At 50.2% G+C, this 16,301-nt stretch carries 15 protein-coding genes, 1 tRNA gene and 1 other RNA gene; 1 reads left to right on the top strand and 16 read right to left on the bottom strand.

The window, feature by feature from the left end; translation table 11 throughout:
* Nucleotides 1-138: 138 nt before the first annotated feature.
* From NO559_RS03100 to NO559_RS03045, 12 genes are all read right to left on the bottom strand, one after another.
* Nucleotides 139-2,286, bottom strand: a complete 2,148-nt coding sequence (locus tag NO559_RS03100) for a VWA domain-containing protein (RefSeq protein WP_258330325.1) — start codon at nucleotides 2,284-2,286, stop codon at nucleotides 139-141.
* Nucleotides 2,287-2,438: 152 nt separating this feature from the next.
* Entirely contained in the window at nucleotides 2,439-2,783 is a 345-nt protein-coding gene (locus tag NO559_RS03095; RefSeq protein ID WP_258330324.1) for a hypothetical protein, read from the bottom strand.
* Nucleotides 2,784-2,811: 28 nt separating this feature from the next.
* Nucleotides 2,812-3,255 carry a YcgN family cysteine cluster protein gene (locus NO559_RS03090; RefSeq protein ID WP_258330323.1) on the bottom strand — a complete coding sequence of 148 codons (444 nt, stop codon included), beginning with the start codon at nucleotides 3,253-3,255 and terminating at the stop codon, nucleotides 2,812-2,814.
* Complete coding sequence (locus tag NO559_RS03085; RefSeq protein WP_258330322.1) at nucleotides 3,255-3,548, bottom strand: YcgL domain-containing protein; 294 nt, start codon at nucleotides 3,546-3,548, stop codon at nucleotides 3,255-3,257. The genes NO559_RS03090 and NO559_RS03085 overlap by 1 nt, the downstream gene beginning before the upstream one ends.
* A 14-nt stretch (nucleotides 3,549-3,562) precedes the next feature.
* Complete coding sequence (gene rnd, locus NO559_RS03080; protein ID WP_258330321.1) at nucleotides 3,563-4,684, bottom strand: ribonuclease D; 1,122 nt, start codon at nucleotides 4,682-4,684, stop codon at nucleotides 3,563-3,565.
* Between the two features lies 1 nt (nucleotide 4,685).
* Nucleotides 4,686-5,285, bottom strand: a complete 600-nt coding sequence (gene recR, locus NO559_RS03075; protein WP_258330320.1) for a recombination mediator RecR — start codon at nucleotides 5,283-5,285, stop codon at nucleotides 4,686-4,688.
* A gap of 5 nt (nucleotides 5,286-5,290) precedes the next feature.
* Nucleotides 5,291-5,611, bottom strand: a complete 321-nt coding sequence (locus tag NO559_RS03070; RefSeq protein WP_258330319.1) for a YbaB/EbfC family nucleoid-associated protein — start codon at nucleotides 5,609-5,611, stop codon at nucleotides 5,291-5,293.
* Between the two features lie 49 nt (nucleotides 5,612-5,660).
* Complete coding sequence (gene dnaX / locus NO559_RS03065) at nucleotides 5,661-7,829, bottom strand: DNA polymerase III subunit gamma/tau (protein WP_258330318.1); 2,169 nt, start codon at nucleotides 7,827-7,829, stop codon at nucleotides 5,661-5,663.
* A gap of 164 nt (nucleotides 7,830-7,993) precedes the next feature.
* Nucleotides 7,994-8,090: signal recognition particle sRNA small type (gene ffs / locus NO559_RS03060), an RNA gene on the bottom strand.
* A gap of 73 nt (nucleotides 8,091-8,163) precedes the next feature.
* A complete protein-coding gene (locus NO559_RS03055) occupies nucleotides 8,164-8,727 on the bottom strand; it encodes a DUF4136 domain-containing protein (RefSeq protein ID WP_258330317.1) in 564 nt (187 codons plus the stop codon).
* Between the two features lie 81 nt (nucleotides 8,728-8,808).
* A complete protein-coding gene (locus NO559_RS03050; RefSeq protein WP_258330316.1) occupies nucleotides 8,809-9,861 on the bottom strand; it encodes a hypothetical protein in 1,053 nt (350 codons plus the stop codon).
* A gap of 57 nt (nucleotides 9,862-9,918) precedes the next feature.
* Entirely contained in the window at nucleotides 9,919-10,584 is a 666-nt protein-coding gene (locus NO559_RS03045) for an MBL fold metallo-hydrolase (RefSeq protein WP_309149055.1), read from the bottom strand.
* 162 nt (nucleotides 10,585-10,746) lie between these two features.
* Between NO559_RS03045 and NO559_RS03040 the strand changes: the two genes are divergently transcribed.
* Nucleotides 10,747-10,832: transfer RNA gene (locus NO559_RS03040), tRNA-Ser, on the top strand.
* Between the two features lie 421 nt (nucleotides 10,833-11,253).
* On the opposite strand, the gene NO559_RS03035 is transcribed toward NO559_RS03040, so the two are convergent.
* The 4 genes from NO559_RS03035 to NO559_RS03020 form a co-directional block, all read right to left on the bottom strand.
* Nucleotides 11,254-12,132 (bottom strand): DMT family transporter, encoded by an 879-nt coding sequence (locus NO559_RS03035; protein WP_258330315.1) that lies wholly within the window; start codon nucleotides 12,130-12,132, stop codon nucleotides 11,254-11,256.
* A 164-nt stretch (nucleotides 12,133-12,296) separates the two neighbouring features.
* On the bottom strand, nucleotides 12,297-14,324 hold the full coding sequence (locus NO559_RS03030) for a DUF3488 and transglutaminase-like domain-containing protein (protein WP_258330314.1): 2,028 nt from the start codon (nucleotides 14,322-14,324) through the stop codon (nucleotides 12,297-12,299).
* A complete protein-coding gene (locus NO559_RS03025) occupies nucleotides 14,314-15,291 on the bottom strand; it encodes a DUF58 domain-containing protein (protein ID WP_258330313.1) in 978 nt (325 codons plus the stop codon). Before NO559_RS03025 ends, NO559_RS03030 begins: the two co-directional genes overlap by 11 nt.
* Nucleotides 15,292-15,345: 54 nt before the next feature.
* Nucleotides 15,346-16,263, bottom strand: a complete 918-nt coding sequence (locus tag NO559_RS03020) for a MoxR family ATPase (RefSeq protein ID WP_258330312.1) — start codon at nucleotides 16,261-16,263, stop codon at nucleotides 15,346-15,348.
* Nucleotides 16,264-16,301: the final 38 nt, after the last annotated feature.

The following is a 16,301-nucleotide window of genomic DNA, read 5'->3' as shown; positions in this document are numbered from 1 at the left end:
CCAACAGTTTATTGATTAGCACCAGCCTAACCATTCCTCTTAGGGCTGGCAACATTTTGCTTTAACACAAGCTAAAACGCCCCAGCTATAGTGCTTATTTAATAAGCTTTATAACTGGGGCGTAACGAGGCTGCGCGATTATTTTTTATCGGGTTCTATATCTATGGCCTCATCGGGCAGGTCCAAGATGTCATCAACGTCGGCCAAATCTTCTAGGTCTTCATCATCCAGCTCTATTTCGCTTTCTAAATCTACCTCTATGCCAGCCTCTTCAGCTGCTGGCTCGGGCTCTGCAGCATCGGCAGGGGCCTCTTCTAAATCGGCGGGTTCACCTAGGTCTAAGTCCATATCACCAGTATCGGGCTCAGGGCTAGCTTGCGGTTCTGGTTCTGGTTCTGGTTCTGATTCTGGCTCCACGGCGGGCTCCGGCTCACTTGGGCTCTCTTGCTCGGCTGTGGCCTCTGGCTCTATATCATCGGATTGGCCCAACACTTCGGACTTGTCTGCCCCCATCACCATTTTATAAGCAAAATAACCCAGCGCTATGGTGATGATATTACCCAGTGCTATGCCTACATACAGTAATATATCCGCCATGCTAAGCCCTTGCTCAGCTGGAGGTTGCTGGTCTACAACCGGTGTTTCTGGTTTGACGGGCTCTGGTTCTGGCTCGGGTTCAGGCTCTACTACAGGCTCAGGTGCTGCTAGGAGTGGTGAACCGGGCACGGTATGCACAATTTCTATGACATCTGAGGCATAGTCAAAACGACCACCGGTTTTATACTGCCCCGTTGCCTCGAAGTTAACCCAATAACTACCTGACTGCTCAACACCAACCAGATCCAATTGCCAAGTACGGTCTTTAATCACCTTAACGGCCTTAAGCGCAGTACTGCCATCAGGGCTTTTAACCTTGGCTAATACGGTAGAGCCTTCAGTATCTATTGCGGGGTTTTGGGCAAATAAGCTCACACTATGATTGGGCGGCATATCATCGCTGGTCAGCTGCCGTATATCAAAGGTTTCCCTAACGGCTATGGTTTGTTTTTGCTCACGCTGAAAACTTTTGCCATCGGCCCGTACGCTAATATCGTACACCCCTGCCTCGGCCAGCATGGCCAACTCCCGGCTAAATAAGCCGTTATTGGGGGCGCCGTTATCGCTTAAGGATAACTGCCAAGATTGCTCATCATCGCGGCGTTTAATATTTACCTCTACATCCACTAGCGATAACAGGTTGGGGTCCATAATAGTTTTACCCTGCTCCTGTAACAGCACGGATAGCTCGCTATCAGTGCCCACAAACATACTGGCAGGCAAACGCGACACCACCAAGCTGAGATTGCTCACTATGGTGACGCGGCTGCCGGGCTCTAAATCTGCCGCCAACTGCCACTCACCTTCATAGGGCGATTTCACAGTGATTAATTCGTAGTTTTTATCGCTAAACCAGCTGGTATCACTGTCGTGCTTGGCCTCAGTGCTGCGCTTATTATCGGGTGCCACTAAGATGGCGGGGTCACTGCCCGGCTTTTTAAAAATCAGCGCGGTAAACTCTTCTATGCTGGAATCCACCATAAAGCGATTGCCCTCTAAGGGCAGTTGCTCTGCAGGGGCGGCGGCATCAAAGGCCTGTAAAAATACCGCCATCAACTCTTCAGCGGTTTCAGCTACTGCGGTAAGGCCGTTGGTTTCTACCGCCAGGCGCTCCATCAACTCGCTATCGGCATTTTTAGACAGGGCCACGGTGTGTATGGTGATACCGGCATCGCGCAGCTTGGGTAAAATCTCATTAATGATTTTATCCCTAGCGGCTAGGTTTTCTTGCTTGGACTTAGACACATCCACCATACCATCGGTAAGCAGTATCATATGGGTGGCGTAGTTAGGGTCTAGCTTAGTGAGGTCCATAGCCGCTTTTTCTAGGGCTAGGGGGATATTAGTATGCAGCGCTACTGAGTTGATTTTTTGCGCCGCCAAAATAGCATTATCGCGCCATTTATCATCCACCTGGCCATGCTTAACCAGCATGTTGACCCACTGGCCAAAGGTCCAGACACCGGCTTTAGCCTGCTCGGGGAATAATTTGACCAATAACTCTAAGGCAGGCCTGCGCAGGTTTTCGGGATCATTGCTTTTCATGCTGCCCGATATATCTATTACCACCCGCACGTCGGGGGCTTTGGCAGCATCGGCTAGGGCTGCCTCCATGCTTTGCGCATTAACCGCCAGGTTAACGCCCAATAAAATCCATAAAGTGATTAAGCCGCGTGCAATCGCCATCATGTTGTAAGCTCTAAATAGAATGTTTGAGCGAGCTAGGCAGCCCACCCAATTAGAAAATTTGTTTTATTAACAAACATTTATAGCAGGTTTCTGACAATTAACAACAGGCTTTTATGATTATAATCAAGGCCTTAAGTACGCCAAATGCAGTTTTACTTTGGCGTAGCCGCCGATTTTTGCCTATGCCGCAACACTCGGGCAATGAGTGAAAGCACTACCAATAGCAGCATCACAATAAGAATAGGCCATAAACGCTTAATACCGGCCTCAGCCCCTATAGTCACCGCATCAATTAACGCCGCCATAAAAGCGGGGGCCCAATACGCCGAGCCCGGCTCTACCGGCACCGGGGTAAATAACAGCGCCGCAGCCAATATCACTAAAATAATACGCAGGTCGATAAGCTTAATCGCCGCCGTCATACGCCATAACAACAGCAACAGCAGCAAAGCCGCGGTAACATAGCTGCCCCACGCCAATAAATAATCACCCGCCATAAGATCTCCTACTCGTTATTGTCGGCATTTATTCCACCCAGTGAATAATATGCTCTTCGTAGCCATCGGGGTGCACAAACTCCTCGCTCAGCGCCCGCCCCTTAATCGACACCCCAGCCTCATGCACAGACTCGGCATTACCGCTAACCAAAGGGTGCCACTGCGGCAAGGGCTGGCCCTCATACACCAAGCGATAAGCGCAGGTGGAAGGCAGCCAGTGAAAGCTCTCTACATCTTCAGGCCTAAGCCACACACAGTTGGGCACCAACTCGTTGCGGCGCTGGTATTCGGTACAGCGGCAATCATCATCCATATAACGGCACACCACCTTGGTGTAATAAACCTGGCCGTCATCTTCGTCCTCTAGCTTGTGCAGGCAACACTTGGCACAGCCATCACACAGCGACTCCCACTGCTCGCGGCTCATTTCAGCCAGGGGTACGGTTTCCCAAAAGGGTTTTACGGCAGTCATCAGCCACCCATTTTACTGTTTTTTTGGTGTATGGATTTCATATACTCATCCTCTGAAGTGCTTGGCGGCAACTGCAGAAAAAAACCATTTTCACCTATTTCATTGAGCACTTTTTTTACATCTACCCGCGCCAATTCACGCTCGGGGTGCAGCACCAGCACCATGGCATGCTCGGGCTTGCCGAATTGTTTTAATAAAGCCTCGGGCACACGGGTTAAATCTTCAGCCTTATCAACATACAAGTACATGCCCTCTTTTTTGGGGCTGCGATAAATAGTACAAATCTTTTTCATGCTTAACTCGCCGGCTAGCTCTTAGTGAGCAGCTTTAATAATGCATCGCCGATAACGGCTTTGCGCCAACCTAATAAAGAAGCAGGTAATTGATAGGGCTGACCTGACATACCCGAACGCAACAAGCTTTCGTAGTCGCGTTTTTTGACTAAAATTTCGCTGGCCACATCCAAGTCTTGCGCCACTTGTTTTACCAGCGCCTTTAATTGTTTTAATACCGTACCCGTTTGCATAGGCAGGGGCTTAGGCAAGGCCGCAGGCAGCTCGCTAGCGGTTTTGGCTTCAGCTACCAAAGCCAATATTGTTTCGCCATCGACTCGTAGGGTTTTAGGGCCTAACTCACTGACTTTAGCTAGCTGATTAAGTTGCTCAGGCATTATGCTGGCAATTTCAAAACAGCTTTTATCTTTAACCACCCTACCCCTGGGCACATTGCGCTGGCGCGCCTGTTGCTCGCGCCAGCTCGTTAACACAGCTAACACTTGCAATTGTTTAGGGGCCAACTTCCATGCCGACTTCACTTTTTTGTAATAGGGCTCGCCATTATTAAAACCAGAAATTTGCTCGGCACATTCCTGTTGCAGCCACGTTAGGCGCCCTTTGGCCACTAAGCTGTCGTGCATTTGTTGATAAATTTCGGGTAAATACTCCACATCCAAAGCCGCATAATGGCATTGCGATGGGCTTAAGGGGCGCCGTAACCAGTTGGATCGCGTCTCGCCCTTTTCCACATGTATATCTAAAATTGCGGCCACCAAGTTTTGATAGCTCAAGCTAAAACCATAGCCCAACATGGCAGCGGCTAACTGGGTATCAAATAACGGCGCAGGCAACACCCCAAACAATCTATCGAAAACCTCTAGGTCCTCACTGCAGGAGTGCAACACCTTCACAATACTAGGCTGCTGCAGTAAAGCCACCAAGGGTTGCCAGTCATCTATGCTTAAAGGGTCGATTAAATAGTTCTCTTCACCGGCTGAAAGCTGCAGCAAACCCGCTATAGGGTAAAAGGTATCGGTGCGGATAAACTCGGTATCTAAGGCTAAAAAACTTGCGCTTTGCCACTGCTGGCAACGCTGCGCCAACTGTTCATTACTCGCTATATAAATATAATTATCGGTGGTGCTGCTAGTCATATTAGGCAATTACCTGGCGGCCTTCTAAAGCGTGAGCAAGTGTGCCCACATCGACAAACTCCAGCTCGCCACCTAAGGGCACGCCATGAGCAATACGTGAAACGGTAACACCCAAGGCTTTTAACTGGGCGGTAATATAATAAGCGGTGGCCTCGCCCTCAACCGTAGGGTTGGTTGCTAGTATCACCTCTTTAACTTGTTGCTGTTGTATGCGGGTTAATAAATGGCTGACACCAATTTCTTCGGGGCCTATGCCATCTATAGGCGAGAGTTTACCCATCAATACAAAATAGGTACCGCGGTACTGCCCTGACTGTTCCAAGGCCACCACATCGCTGGGAGCCTCAACCACACAAATGGTTTCATGATCGCGCTTAGTATTGGCGCAAATTGCGCACTTAGGCTGTTCGGTTAAGGTGCGGCACTGCTCGCAGCGGTTAACCCCTTGCATGGCCTGCTCTAAATGCTGGGCCAGCTTAAAACCACCTTCGCGGTCGCGCTCTAATAAATGAAAGGCCATGCGCTGCGCAGACTTGGGGCCTACGCCAGGCAGGCAACGCAGGGCATCGACTAACTGATCAATTAAGGGACTATAAGCCATAGTAATTAAAACGGCATTTTAAAACCGGGGATATCTAAACCGCCGGTCATATTTTTCATGGCTTGCTGATTGCTGGCTTCAACTTTGCGCACCGCATCGTTCACCGCAGCGGCTAATAAATCTTCTAAAATTTCTTTGCTCTCTGACATCAAGCTGTCATCTATACTGACGCGGCGCACATCGTGGCGGCCATTCATTAACACTTTTACTAAGCCTGCGCCTGACTCGCCTTCAACTTCTGCCTTGGCTAAATCTTCTTGCGCCTGCTTCATTTTTTCCTGCATTTGCTGCGCTTGCTTCATAAGATCATTTAAATTGGGAGTCATAATATTTCTCTATCGCGTTGCTTACCTGTTTAGCTGGGGTGCTGAATAATTAATGCACCGCGCTCACAGAATCTAAATCTAAACTGGCACCAAAATCTTCCACTAACAAACGCACATTGGGGTCGTTTTGTAAGGCTCTGGTGGCCTGCTGTTTTTGCTCATTACGGCATTTGTGGCTATAGCTGGCGGGAGTTTCACCGGCCACCTGCGTCACCATTACCGATACCTTTACCGGGCAATTGAGCGTTACCGTTAGGTGCTGCTGCATCCTATCGGCATAGCCCTCATTATAAAGGCTGGCATTGTTTTCATCTAAAACAAATGACAGCTGCTCGCCATTGCGTTCTACCAGGGCGCAATGCGCGGCAATATTGCCCACTACCCCACCAAAACCTAAACGTGGATACAGCGCTGGCCAATTGCTAACGTTAATATCCTCTATGCGCAGGGGCTGCTGCTCATCAGTATTGGCGGTAGGCGCTGCAGGTGTTGGATTGGCATCTACAACGCTAAGCTCTGGGGCTGGCTCAGGGCTGGCCGCCGGATTAGCTACCGGACTGGCCGCTTTAGCCGCAGGGTTAAGCAATTCGGCCTTGGCCGCAGCTAAGGCCATATTGACTGGCCGCTGTTGCGACTCAGCCTCGGGTGCTTCAACCTCAACCGCAACCTCTGCTTCACCTACAACTGGCAGTTCAGGGCTGGGCGCGGCGGCTGCCGGGCTGGTTAAGCTTGCTTTTGCCGCTGCCAGCCCAGCGGTTTCAGGCTTTTTTACCGGTTCTGCTGCCTCTGGCTGTGCTTCGGCCTGTGGCTGCACTTGAGCTGGCTGCTGTGGCGCTGCCGCTTGCTGAGCTGGTGCTGGCGGCGGGCTTTGCGGCGCGGCCTGCGGCTGTAAATTGGGCGCTGCTGCTTGATTAGCCTGCGGGGCCATGCCCTGCTGGGGCTGCCCTTGTGCGGCCATGGCAGCTTGTGCCGCGCTATTTGCCTGCGGCGCTGGGTCAGCCTGCGGCGATGCTGCTTGCGCTGGGGCAGCAGGCGACACTTGCTCCATAGCTGGTGCAGGCGCAGCACTGGCGGCTGGCTGGGCAGCGGCCACCGGGCTATTTTGCAACTGTATATCACCTACCTGAGGCACACCGGCGGGTTTAAAGGCCAGCATGCGCAACATCAGCATTTCAAAGCCACTGCGCGGGTCAGGGCTTAGCGATAAATCCCTGCGCCCCACCAAGGCCATTTGGTAAAACAATTGGGCATCTTCACCGGTAATTGCCCGCGCCAGCTCGCCTATTAATTCGGCATCGCCGTAGCTGTTATCTATGGCATCGGGCACCACTTGCGCTATGGCTATGCGGTGCAACAGGGTGAGCATCTCTTCCAGCGCACCGCTGTAATCAGGGGCAAATTGTGAGAGCTTATCTACCGAGGCCAGCACTTGGGCGCCATCGTGGGCCATGAGGCCGCGCAATACATCCACCACAAAATGCTGATCTATAGTGCCCAGCATTTGCCTAACATCGGTTTCGCTAAGGCTACCCGAACCAAAGGCTATGGCCTGATCCGTTAAACTCAAGGCATCGCGCATACTGCCGTCGGCGGCGCGACCTAATTGCCACAGGGCAGGCTCTTCAAACTCTACCAGCTCTTGCTGCAGCACATTTTGCAAATGGCCTACGATGCGCTCGGGGCTCATGTTTTTTAAATTAAACTGCAAGCAGCGCGACAATACCGTGGCCGGTAGTTTTTGGGGATCGGTAGTGGCCAATAAAAACTTAACGTGGGGCGGCGGCTCTTCTAAGGTTTTTAACAGCGCGTTAAACGAGCTGTTAGAGAGCATGTGCACCTCATCGATAAGATACACTTTATAACGCCCAGCGGTAGGCGCGTACTGCACGTTCTCTAGCAGCTCGCGGGTGTCCTCTACCTTGGTGCGCGAGGCCGCATCCACTTCGATTAAATCGACAAAGCGGCCCTCGTTAATTTCATTACAGGCCGAGCACTGGCCGCAAGGCACCGAGCTAACTCCCACCTCGCAATTAAGGCACTTGGCCAAAATCCGTGCAATAGTGGTTTTACCCACCCCACGGGTGCCGGTAAATAGGTAGGCATGGTGCAGCCGGTTGTGATCTAAGGCATTAATTAGGGCTTTAAGCACATGCTCTTGGCCTACCATTTCCCTAAAGGTTTTGGGGCGCCATTTACGGGCCAACACCTGGTAACTCATTCACTAAGCCTGTTATTAAGTTAAGTGGCAATAAGGCCGCAATATGCTGAGCCTAAATGCAGAGATCATACACTAGCCGCCGCTGTACATAAACTGCTGTAAAAGCTGCAAAGGGCTGGTGTTTAGTAAAAGAGATTGAAAATAAGAGGAGATTAAGGTGGCAGTCCAACCAGCCACATCCCGGCACACGAGTTGATAACTACCGTTGCTCCCTTCCGGGCCTGGCGGAGTTTGCTATCTATCGTTGCGGGAGGACCGGAAGGACCACCATAACGTCTTTGAGGGCTTGCTCAAAGGCCGCGTATTGTGCTGAAAAAGTTCAGCACTTGCAAGCCTATTTAGGCGGAAAACGATTAATTATCGCGGTAACCGTTTCATTCACAAACTGATCGCGCTGCTGCGGTGTAACCTCGCCGGGCAGACGTCGCTCGCTAATGCCACGCCATAATAACTCACGTTTTGTAGGCTCAATTACATCGATCATAAAAGAACCAGAACGATATTGTTTTACCTCTACATCATTGCCGTGATGAAAGCCGCCATGAAAACTATTAAAGCAATGATGGCAGGGGTAGTAACCAAAATGATTGTGATAGCTTTTTACCGATAGCTTTTCGTTAGAGCTTAAATGATAAGTGATTAAAACATCCGCCTTTTCAAACGCCACTTTTTCATAACCCTGGGCCGCCATTTGCTGATCCACTGCTCTATGCAAACGCTGATGCATTAGGCTGTTATCCATGTGCGGGTCTGGTGTTTTTTTATCGGTGTCTGGCAACCATGCGTAAGTTTTAACTGCGGCAAAGCCATAGCTCACATCATAATCGGTGGCCACCCGCAACTGCGTACTACAGGCCGCCATCGTTATTAATAACACTAACCCTGATAAGATTTTCATCACTGCATTCTCCCTATAGTTACAGCCTATTCGCACATGCCCATGTTGCGGCGCTAGTATTTTAGCGCCGCCTATGCCCATTTATAAGTATGGGCATAGCTGTATATTTCTGGCGGTGGTACTACCCACAATCACCTGCGACCCCCATTTAACTGCCGAACTCATGGCTGATTGCTCAAAGCCTAGGCTGGTCATTTTGACCACCGGTTGCGCCAAAAGGTCATTGTTGGTGGCAATATAATACAGCTCGCTGGCCGATGATTTTTGCCCTTTGCTCATTAGGTGGCGCAGGTAATCCAACGGCCTTAATGCCCCCACCACCCATAGGCCGCCCTGCTCATCCAGTTGCAGCTGCTCAGGCGCTGCTGCCAGCGCTACCGTTTGACTATAGCTTAGCTCACCGCTTAGCAAATCGCGCTGGTAGCTCATCACGCTGCGGCCCTTTGCATTGGCAAGGTAAACACTGTGGCCGTTGGCGGTAGCTGCCACCGAGCTTAAAAAGCTATGGCCCTCAACCACGGTTTTAATGCTCCCCCTATCAAAGTAGCGCAACGTCGATTTAGCACCAAAACCCAGCATGGCCTTATAGCGGGCAATTGCCGAGCTGGGTGCAGGACCGGTGAGCACATAAAACTGATCATAGCCCACCGCTGCCACGTCTATGGCACCTTGGAATAAGTCGCTTTTAAGGGTTTTCTCAAACACCAGCTGATTACCTGGCGCTACGCTGAGCACCTCTATGGTGTCTTGGCCGGTGGCGCGGTTATTGACTACATACAAGCGCCCCTGGCCTTTGGCATTAACATGTAAGCTAATGCCAGCGGGTTTAAAGTCGGTCAGCCCCTCTCGGTTTTTAATGGTATAACTGCCCGGCAGCTGCTGAGTATCCAACACCACAATATCGCCATTTGCTTGATTATCGCCCTGCAGGCCGCCCAAACGGTCATACACCGACATATAGCCCACGCCACTGCGGTAATTGAAGGCCATATCCGCCGCCGCCCCTACACCGTTGATTATCTGGCAGGAGCCTGCCACCTTAGGTGTCACCGAGCGAAAGCCGTCCAACTGCCAGTAACTCCAAGCCGCCAATAAAGCGAACAATAACAGCGCCAGTAGCAATAACTTTTTCATAAACCATCCTTCTTTATTATTGGTTATATTTTTAACGATTCAGGGGCTAGCAGCTTACTAGCCGTAATGTTTATCGGCCACAAAGGGGTTGCTGCGCCGCTCCTCGCCAAAGGTAGAGCTGGGGCCGTGGCCGGGCACAAAAGTCACCGCATCCCCCAAGGGCCAAAGCTTGGTTTTAATGGCGGCCAGCAAATCCTCACGATTGCCGCGCGGAAAATCCGTGCGGCCTATAGAGCCTTTAAACAACACATCCCCCACCCAGGCCAACTGGCTTTCGGCATGGTAAAACACCACATGGCCCGGCGTGTGGCCGGGGCAATGCAGCACCTGCAACTGCTGCTCACCAAAACTCACCGTATCGCCCTGCTGCAACCAGCGGTCGGGGCTAAACACCTGCCCTGGCGGAAAACCCACCTTTTCGCACCACTGGGGCAGCTGATCCAACCAAAACTGGTCGTCTTTATGGGGCCCCTCTATAGGCACCGCAAACTGCTGGCGTATATCGTCGGCAATAGCACAATGATCCATATGGGCGTGAGTGAGAAAAACTTTTTCCAGCGTCAGCTGATGCTGCTGCAACACCGCCACTATGCGCGCCAGATCACCGCCAGGGTCTACCACCGCCGCCTTGCCGGTGGCCTCACAAATAAGCACCGAACAATTTTGCTGGTAATGAGTAACAGGGACGACAACACACTTGATAGCTGATGCTTTTTTATTCAATGACAACTCTCTAGGCTGAGCACAAAACGCTATCATAGCAAGGCGATAATAAATGTCAGTAAAAAAGCCTAAAGCCACCTAAAACAAGCCCTTAGAGTTGCCAAGCGCCACGTTCTCATATACATTAGCGCCCCTCTTGGCTTAGCGGCCAAAACAGTCATAGGTGAGGTGTCCGAGTGGCTGAAGGAGCACGCCTGGAAAGTGTGTATACGCAAGTATCGAGGGTTCGAATCCCTCCCTCACCGCCATAAATAAAAAACCCGGCTAAATGCCGGGTTTTTTATTTATACGGTTACTGGACGGACGAGAACCCGAGCCGGTTCGACAAAATGCGCATAGCATTTTGATACGAGTCGCGCAGCGACGAAGCCCGAAGGGTCAGAATAGCCTAAAGCTATTCTGATTAATCCCTCCCGGATTCAACAAACAAAACCACCAGCACCCAATGCACCGCTTTTTTATTGACACCTTACCGGACGGACGAGAACCCGAGCCGGTTCGACAAAATGCGCATAGCATTTTGCTACGAGTCGCGCAGCGACGAAGCCCGAAGGGTCAGAATAGCCTAAAGCTATTCTGATTAATCCCTCACGAATTCAACAAACAAAACCACCAGCACCCAATGCACCGTTTTTTTATTAATACCGTAGGATGGACAAAACCCACCACCTAAGACCCACGATACCGCCAAGCCTTAATTTGACTAAGCTGATAAATAATAATAGCCAAAAAAATAAGCCCACAACCCAACCACTGATTAAGCGCCAGCGTTTCCGATAAGTAATAAGCCCCAATAATCGTAACCCACACAGGCTCCAACACCATCAGCATACCGGCATGCGTAGCCGTGCTTAACGACAAGGCATAAGTTTGCAGGCTAAACCGCAGTAGCGAAGCAATTAAGCCGCTGGCTAACACCCAACCCCAAATATCGGCACTCCAATTAAAAGCAACCGGCTCGGTCAACAGCGCAACGATAAAAGCGACTATGCCAACTGTCATCATTTGCACCGCCGCCAAGGTGAGCGGCGGCATTTTAGCCGCATGCGAGGCCGTCACCACAAACTGCAAAGCAAAAAAGACTGCCGCCAGTAACAAGTACAACTGAGAGCGCTCAAAACTCACCTTACCCTCAAGAGTAAGTGCAGCAAGCCCCAACACAGCCAACAACAGCGGCAGCAACAAGGTTTTAGAAATACTATGGCCATACACCACTCGCCCCATAACCGGAATTGCAATCACCGCCAAACTCGCAATAAAAGCCGCCTCACCCAGATGAGTACTATGGAACAAACCCAAAATCCACAACAATAAAGCCACAGCAAACAACAAGCCGGTTTTAATCGCCGACCACCACTGCAAGCCACTAAGCTGAGCTAAGCGACGGCGACTAAATAACATCAATAAACAGCCCGCCAACAAAAAGCGTACCGCAATAAACAAAAAAGGTGGCACCACCGCCAAGGCATTTTTAGAAAAAAGCCATCCGGCAGCGGCAATCAAGGTAACAATCACTAACAGTAAATCACCACGCAGGCGATGAGGCATTAGGCACTCCAACTCTACAAGCAACAGGGGGCTAAACTTGGTCAGTTTAACGGATAGTTTGAATGGGCGGCAATGATGAATTAAAAGAAGCCGGTGACAAATGAGAATCAGTTACCCCCCTAAACCACCTCTGCTGATGGCTTAACTTCTACCTTTAGCGCCAGTTAAAAATGAGAATGTATCATCCCCTTCAAAACCCCAAGCTCCGCCCGCAACTGTTTAGCTAATAGCGCCGCACTCTCACCACCTTGTGGCTCATAAGCCAAAGCCACATATAAACGGGTAGCGGCTAAAAACTTTTGCTTTATGGCTGCGCTAGGTCCATTAGCGGCTTGCTCTACTCTTTGGGCAAAGGCTATGGGGCCCTCATTGGGCTGCCGGTGTAAATCATAACGCCCCATTAACTGGCAGAGTTTTTGATAATCGGCATCCTGTGGTTTTAGTGTTTGCGCACTGCGGTTTTGTAATATTGACCATAGCAACCACAGTACTACGGGCAGGCTAACCAACAACAATAGAAAAGCAATACGAGTAAAAGTAATAGCGCCCAGCCATTTTTCTATAAATGCAAACTGGCGCTCGCCTTTGTATTGCAATACCCAACTGGCCCAGCGGTATTCCATGGCATCCAGCTCTAGCCGTAATTTGTTAAAAAAAGCTATGTGTTTAAAACGCATCACCGACAGGCCCGATTGGCTTAAATAATCGGCTTGAGTAGCGGGTAAGTCTTGCACGCTATTTTCTATTCTATCGGGGGCCACTTGTAAGGTAGGATCAAAGCGCTGCCAGCCCTTACCCGGCAGCCATACCTCTGCCCAGGCATGGGCGTCAAATTGATGTACTAATACACTGCCGGTGAGGGGATTGTATTCACCACCTTGGTAGCCACCTATCACTCGCGCAGGTATACCTGCAGCGCGTATTAAAAAAGCAAAACTGCTGGCATAGTGACCACAAAAACCGCGCCGGCTATCTAATAAAAATTCGTCTATATTATTTTCGCCCAATAAGGGTGGCATTAAGGTGTAGAAAAAATTTTGCTGGGCAAAATAATTGAGCACTGCTTGTATATAAGCTTGGTCGCTAGCACTTTGTTGATATAGCCGCGCGGCCAAAGCCCTAGCTCGTGGATTATTATCGCCATTTAACAAGGTTTCTTTGTGCCGTTGCACGGTACTTAATGTGCTGGCCATTATGGCCTGGCTGTTCGTTTCTACTTGGTAAGCTATACGTTCGACAATATCTTCCCGGTATTGCAACCTATAATCGCTGGTAGCCAATACCTTGGGAGTCTTGCTAGAGGCGACAGCCAAGGTATACAGCCAGGGCCGGTAATTGGGCTCTTGAATAATACTGTATTGATAGCTCTTTGCCGGTTCATTATTGTTAACCAACTCTATCGTATTACTACCGTGAAATTTTTTTTGAAAAGTACCTTGATGCCATGCCCTGCCATCAAAATAGGATAACACCACCCCGCGCCAATACAGCTCTGAACGCGGCGGCCGTTCGCCGACAAAGTTAGCCCTAAAAGCCAGCGAGTCATCTTTACTTAACTGGCTGATATCGCCGGGGGATAACACATCCCCCACCCCAGTTTTGGCTTGATGGCTGGGTAATTTGATTTGCCAAAAAGGCTCAAAACGAGGAAACAGAAAAAACAGTAATAGCGTTAAGGGCAAAGCTTGCGCGAAAATAATGCTGATTTTTTTTAAGGGCAACCACGCCTGCGCCTTATGCGGGGGAAACTGCAAGCTGACCAAAGCCGCACTCAGTAATAATAAGGTGACTAAAACATAGAGCGAGGTTAACAGGCCTTGATTAAATAAAAACACCGTCGCTAGGGTGAAATAGCCTATAAAAATAAACCGCATGCAATCGCGCTGGCTGTAACTTTCTAATAGCTTAAAAGCAAAACCAGCCATTAACAGCGACACCATAGGCTCTAACCCTAAAAGGCTGCGATAGCTGGCATAAATACCAGCAAACACCGCAAGAATAATACCCGCCTTCACCAAAGTTTTGGGTGCCGACCAGGCGCCGCTATAAATTTGATAACGCCACAACACACAGCCGCCATAAGCACACAGCAACCATAATGGCAGCCTGCCAACATGGCCCAGCACCACTAGCAATTGTGCCGCCAACATCCAAATCATGGCGGGCCTAGGTAACTGCCAATCAGTGGCCATGCTTACCCCCGCTAGTAGCTGGGTATAGCGCAAGTAGCTGCAATAGCTGTAACTTAAAAGCCTCGCCCGTACCCGGCCCATAATGGCCATTGGGCAAGCGGACGCTAAACAGACTTTGCTGCTGACTAAACTGCAACACCCAATAACAAATGGCGCTAAGCCGCTGCTCGTTGCTGCCACTAAAGCTAGCCCAGTCTATAAGCTGAGCATGGCTGCTATACGCCGCAAACTCTTTGGTTTGCAAAGGCTGGCCCTTGGCATAACTGGGCCAGTGCACATGTTTGAGCGAGTGGCCCGGCTGGTAGTGTTTAAAGCCGTAAAAATCATCACTGCCGGGCACCGTGCTGGCCTCGCCCTCATCACCACTATCGCCAACGGCGTCTTTAAGCTGGCAGGCCAGTGGCGCAGGATAGATTAATGCCTGTACATCTATAGCCAACCACGACCAACAGCGAAACAAGCCCAGCGGATAATAACTCTCCACCAATAAACGCGGCGGCTGCAACCAGCCGCGCTGTTGTGCTTTTAGATGTAAGCTAACTAACTGCTCTGCTCCGGCCTCAACATTAAGCTGGGCGCTGCTCTGCGACCACTGGCAGTGCAGGCCGTAATGGCTCTGCCCCGCCCCGCCTTTAAGCTGCAAAGTAACTGGCACGCTATCGCCCACAAAGCTGTTAGCCGCATGCTGATAACTCAGCTGTAAGCCCGACATATTTTTATAGGAGTGCAGCAAGGCCACCGACAATAGGCCAAACAATAAAAATAGCAGCGCAAACACCATATTATTTTGGTAGTTGACCGCTATTACAAACAGTAAGATTAATAAGCCGCAAAAACCGTAACCGGCGGGCGATAAAAAAATAAAAATATTATGGCGCTGTAAACGCACATCACGGCTGGGGGGGATACGCCTAGCTAACCAGCGCTGAAAACGTTGCTGCAGTTTTTGTTGTAATGCTTGCAACATAAATCACTCTAAAAGTTGATGATCAATAGCAGGCGTTTAACTATTCGTTTAGCGCTAATTGAGGACGGCCACCTCGGCCAACATAAGCTGCGACAAACCCGCTGCATCAGCGCGAAAATCTGCCGCATGTTCCAACCTGTGCTCCACCACTGAAGGCAATACCACTTGTATATCTTCGGGCACAACATGGCCACGGCCCTGCATTAAGGCCCAGGCTTTGGCACAGCGCAGCAAAGCCAGCGCACCACGGGGTGACAGGCCACAGGCTATTTCTTTGTGCTTGCGGCTAAAGGCTATTAGCCGTTGCAGGTAATCTAATAAATCTTCTGAGCAGTGTATTTCTTTTACCGCTTTTTGTAGGGCAAATAATTGATCTTTGCTGACGCACTGTTTTAACAAGGGTAGCTTTTGCCTGCTGTCATCACCCAACAGCAATTTGCGCTCGGCAGCAAGGCTGGGGTAGCCCAAACTGATACGCATTAAAAATCTATCCAACTGCGACTCGGGCAAAGGGTAAGTGCCGGATTGGCTGCTGGGGTTTTGAGTGGCGATAACGAAAAAAGGTGTGGGCAAGCTGCGGGTTTGGCCCTCTATACTGACTTGGCCTTCTTCCATGGCCTCTAGTAAGGCGCTTTGGGTTTTGGGGGTACTGCGATTAATTTCATCAGCTAATAATAACTGTGAAAAAATAGGCCCAGGCATAAATTGAAAGCCACCGGCCTGCCTATCAAAAATAGAAACGCCTAATACATCGGCGGGTAATAAATCGCTGGTAAATTGCACCCGCTGGTAATCCAAACCTAACACTCGGGCTAAGGCATTGGATAAGATGGTTTTGCCCATGCCGGGCAAATCTTCTATCAGTAAATGGCCCTGTGCAATTAGGCAGCACAGCGCCAAGCGCACCTGCTGCTCCTTGCCTAATAACACTGTACCAACTTCTGCGACTGCCTGATCTACCAGCTTATGCATAGTAACGCCTTGTTATTGTGCCGAATCGAACGCTGCTG

It is taken from the genome of Dasania sp. GY-MA-18, assembly GCF_024734385.1.
Classification (GTDB): Bacteria; Pseudomonadota; Gammaproteobacteria; order Pseudomonadales; family Dasaniaceae; genus Dasania; species Dasania phycosphaerae.
This window is presented reverse-complemented; position numbering and strand designations above follow the sequence as displayed.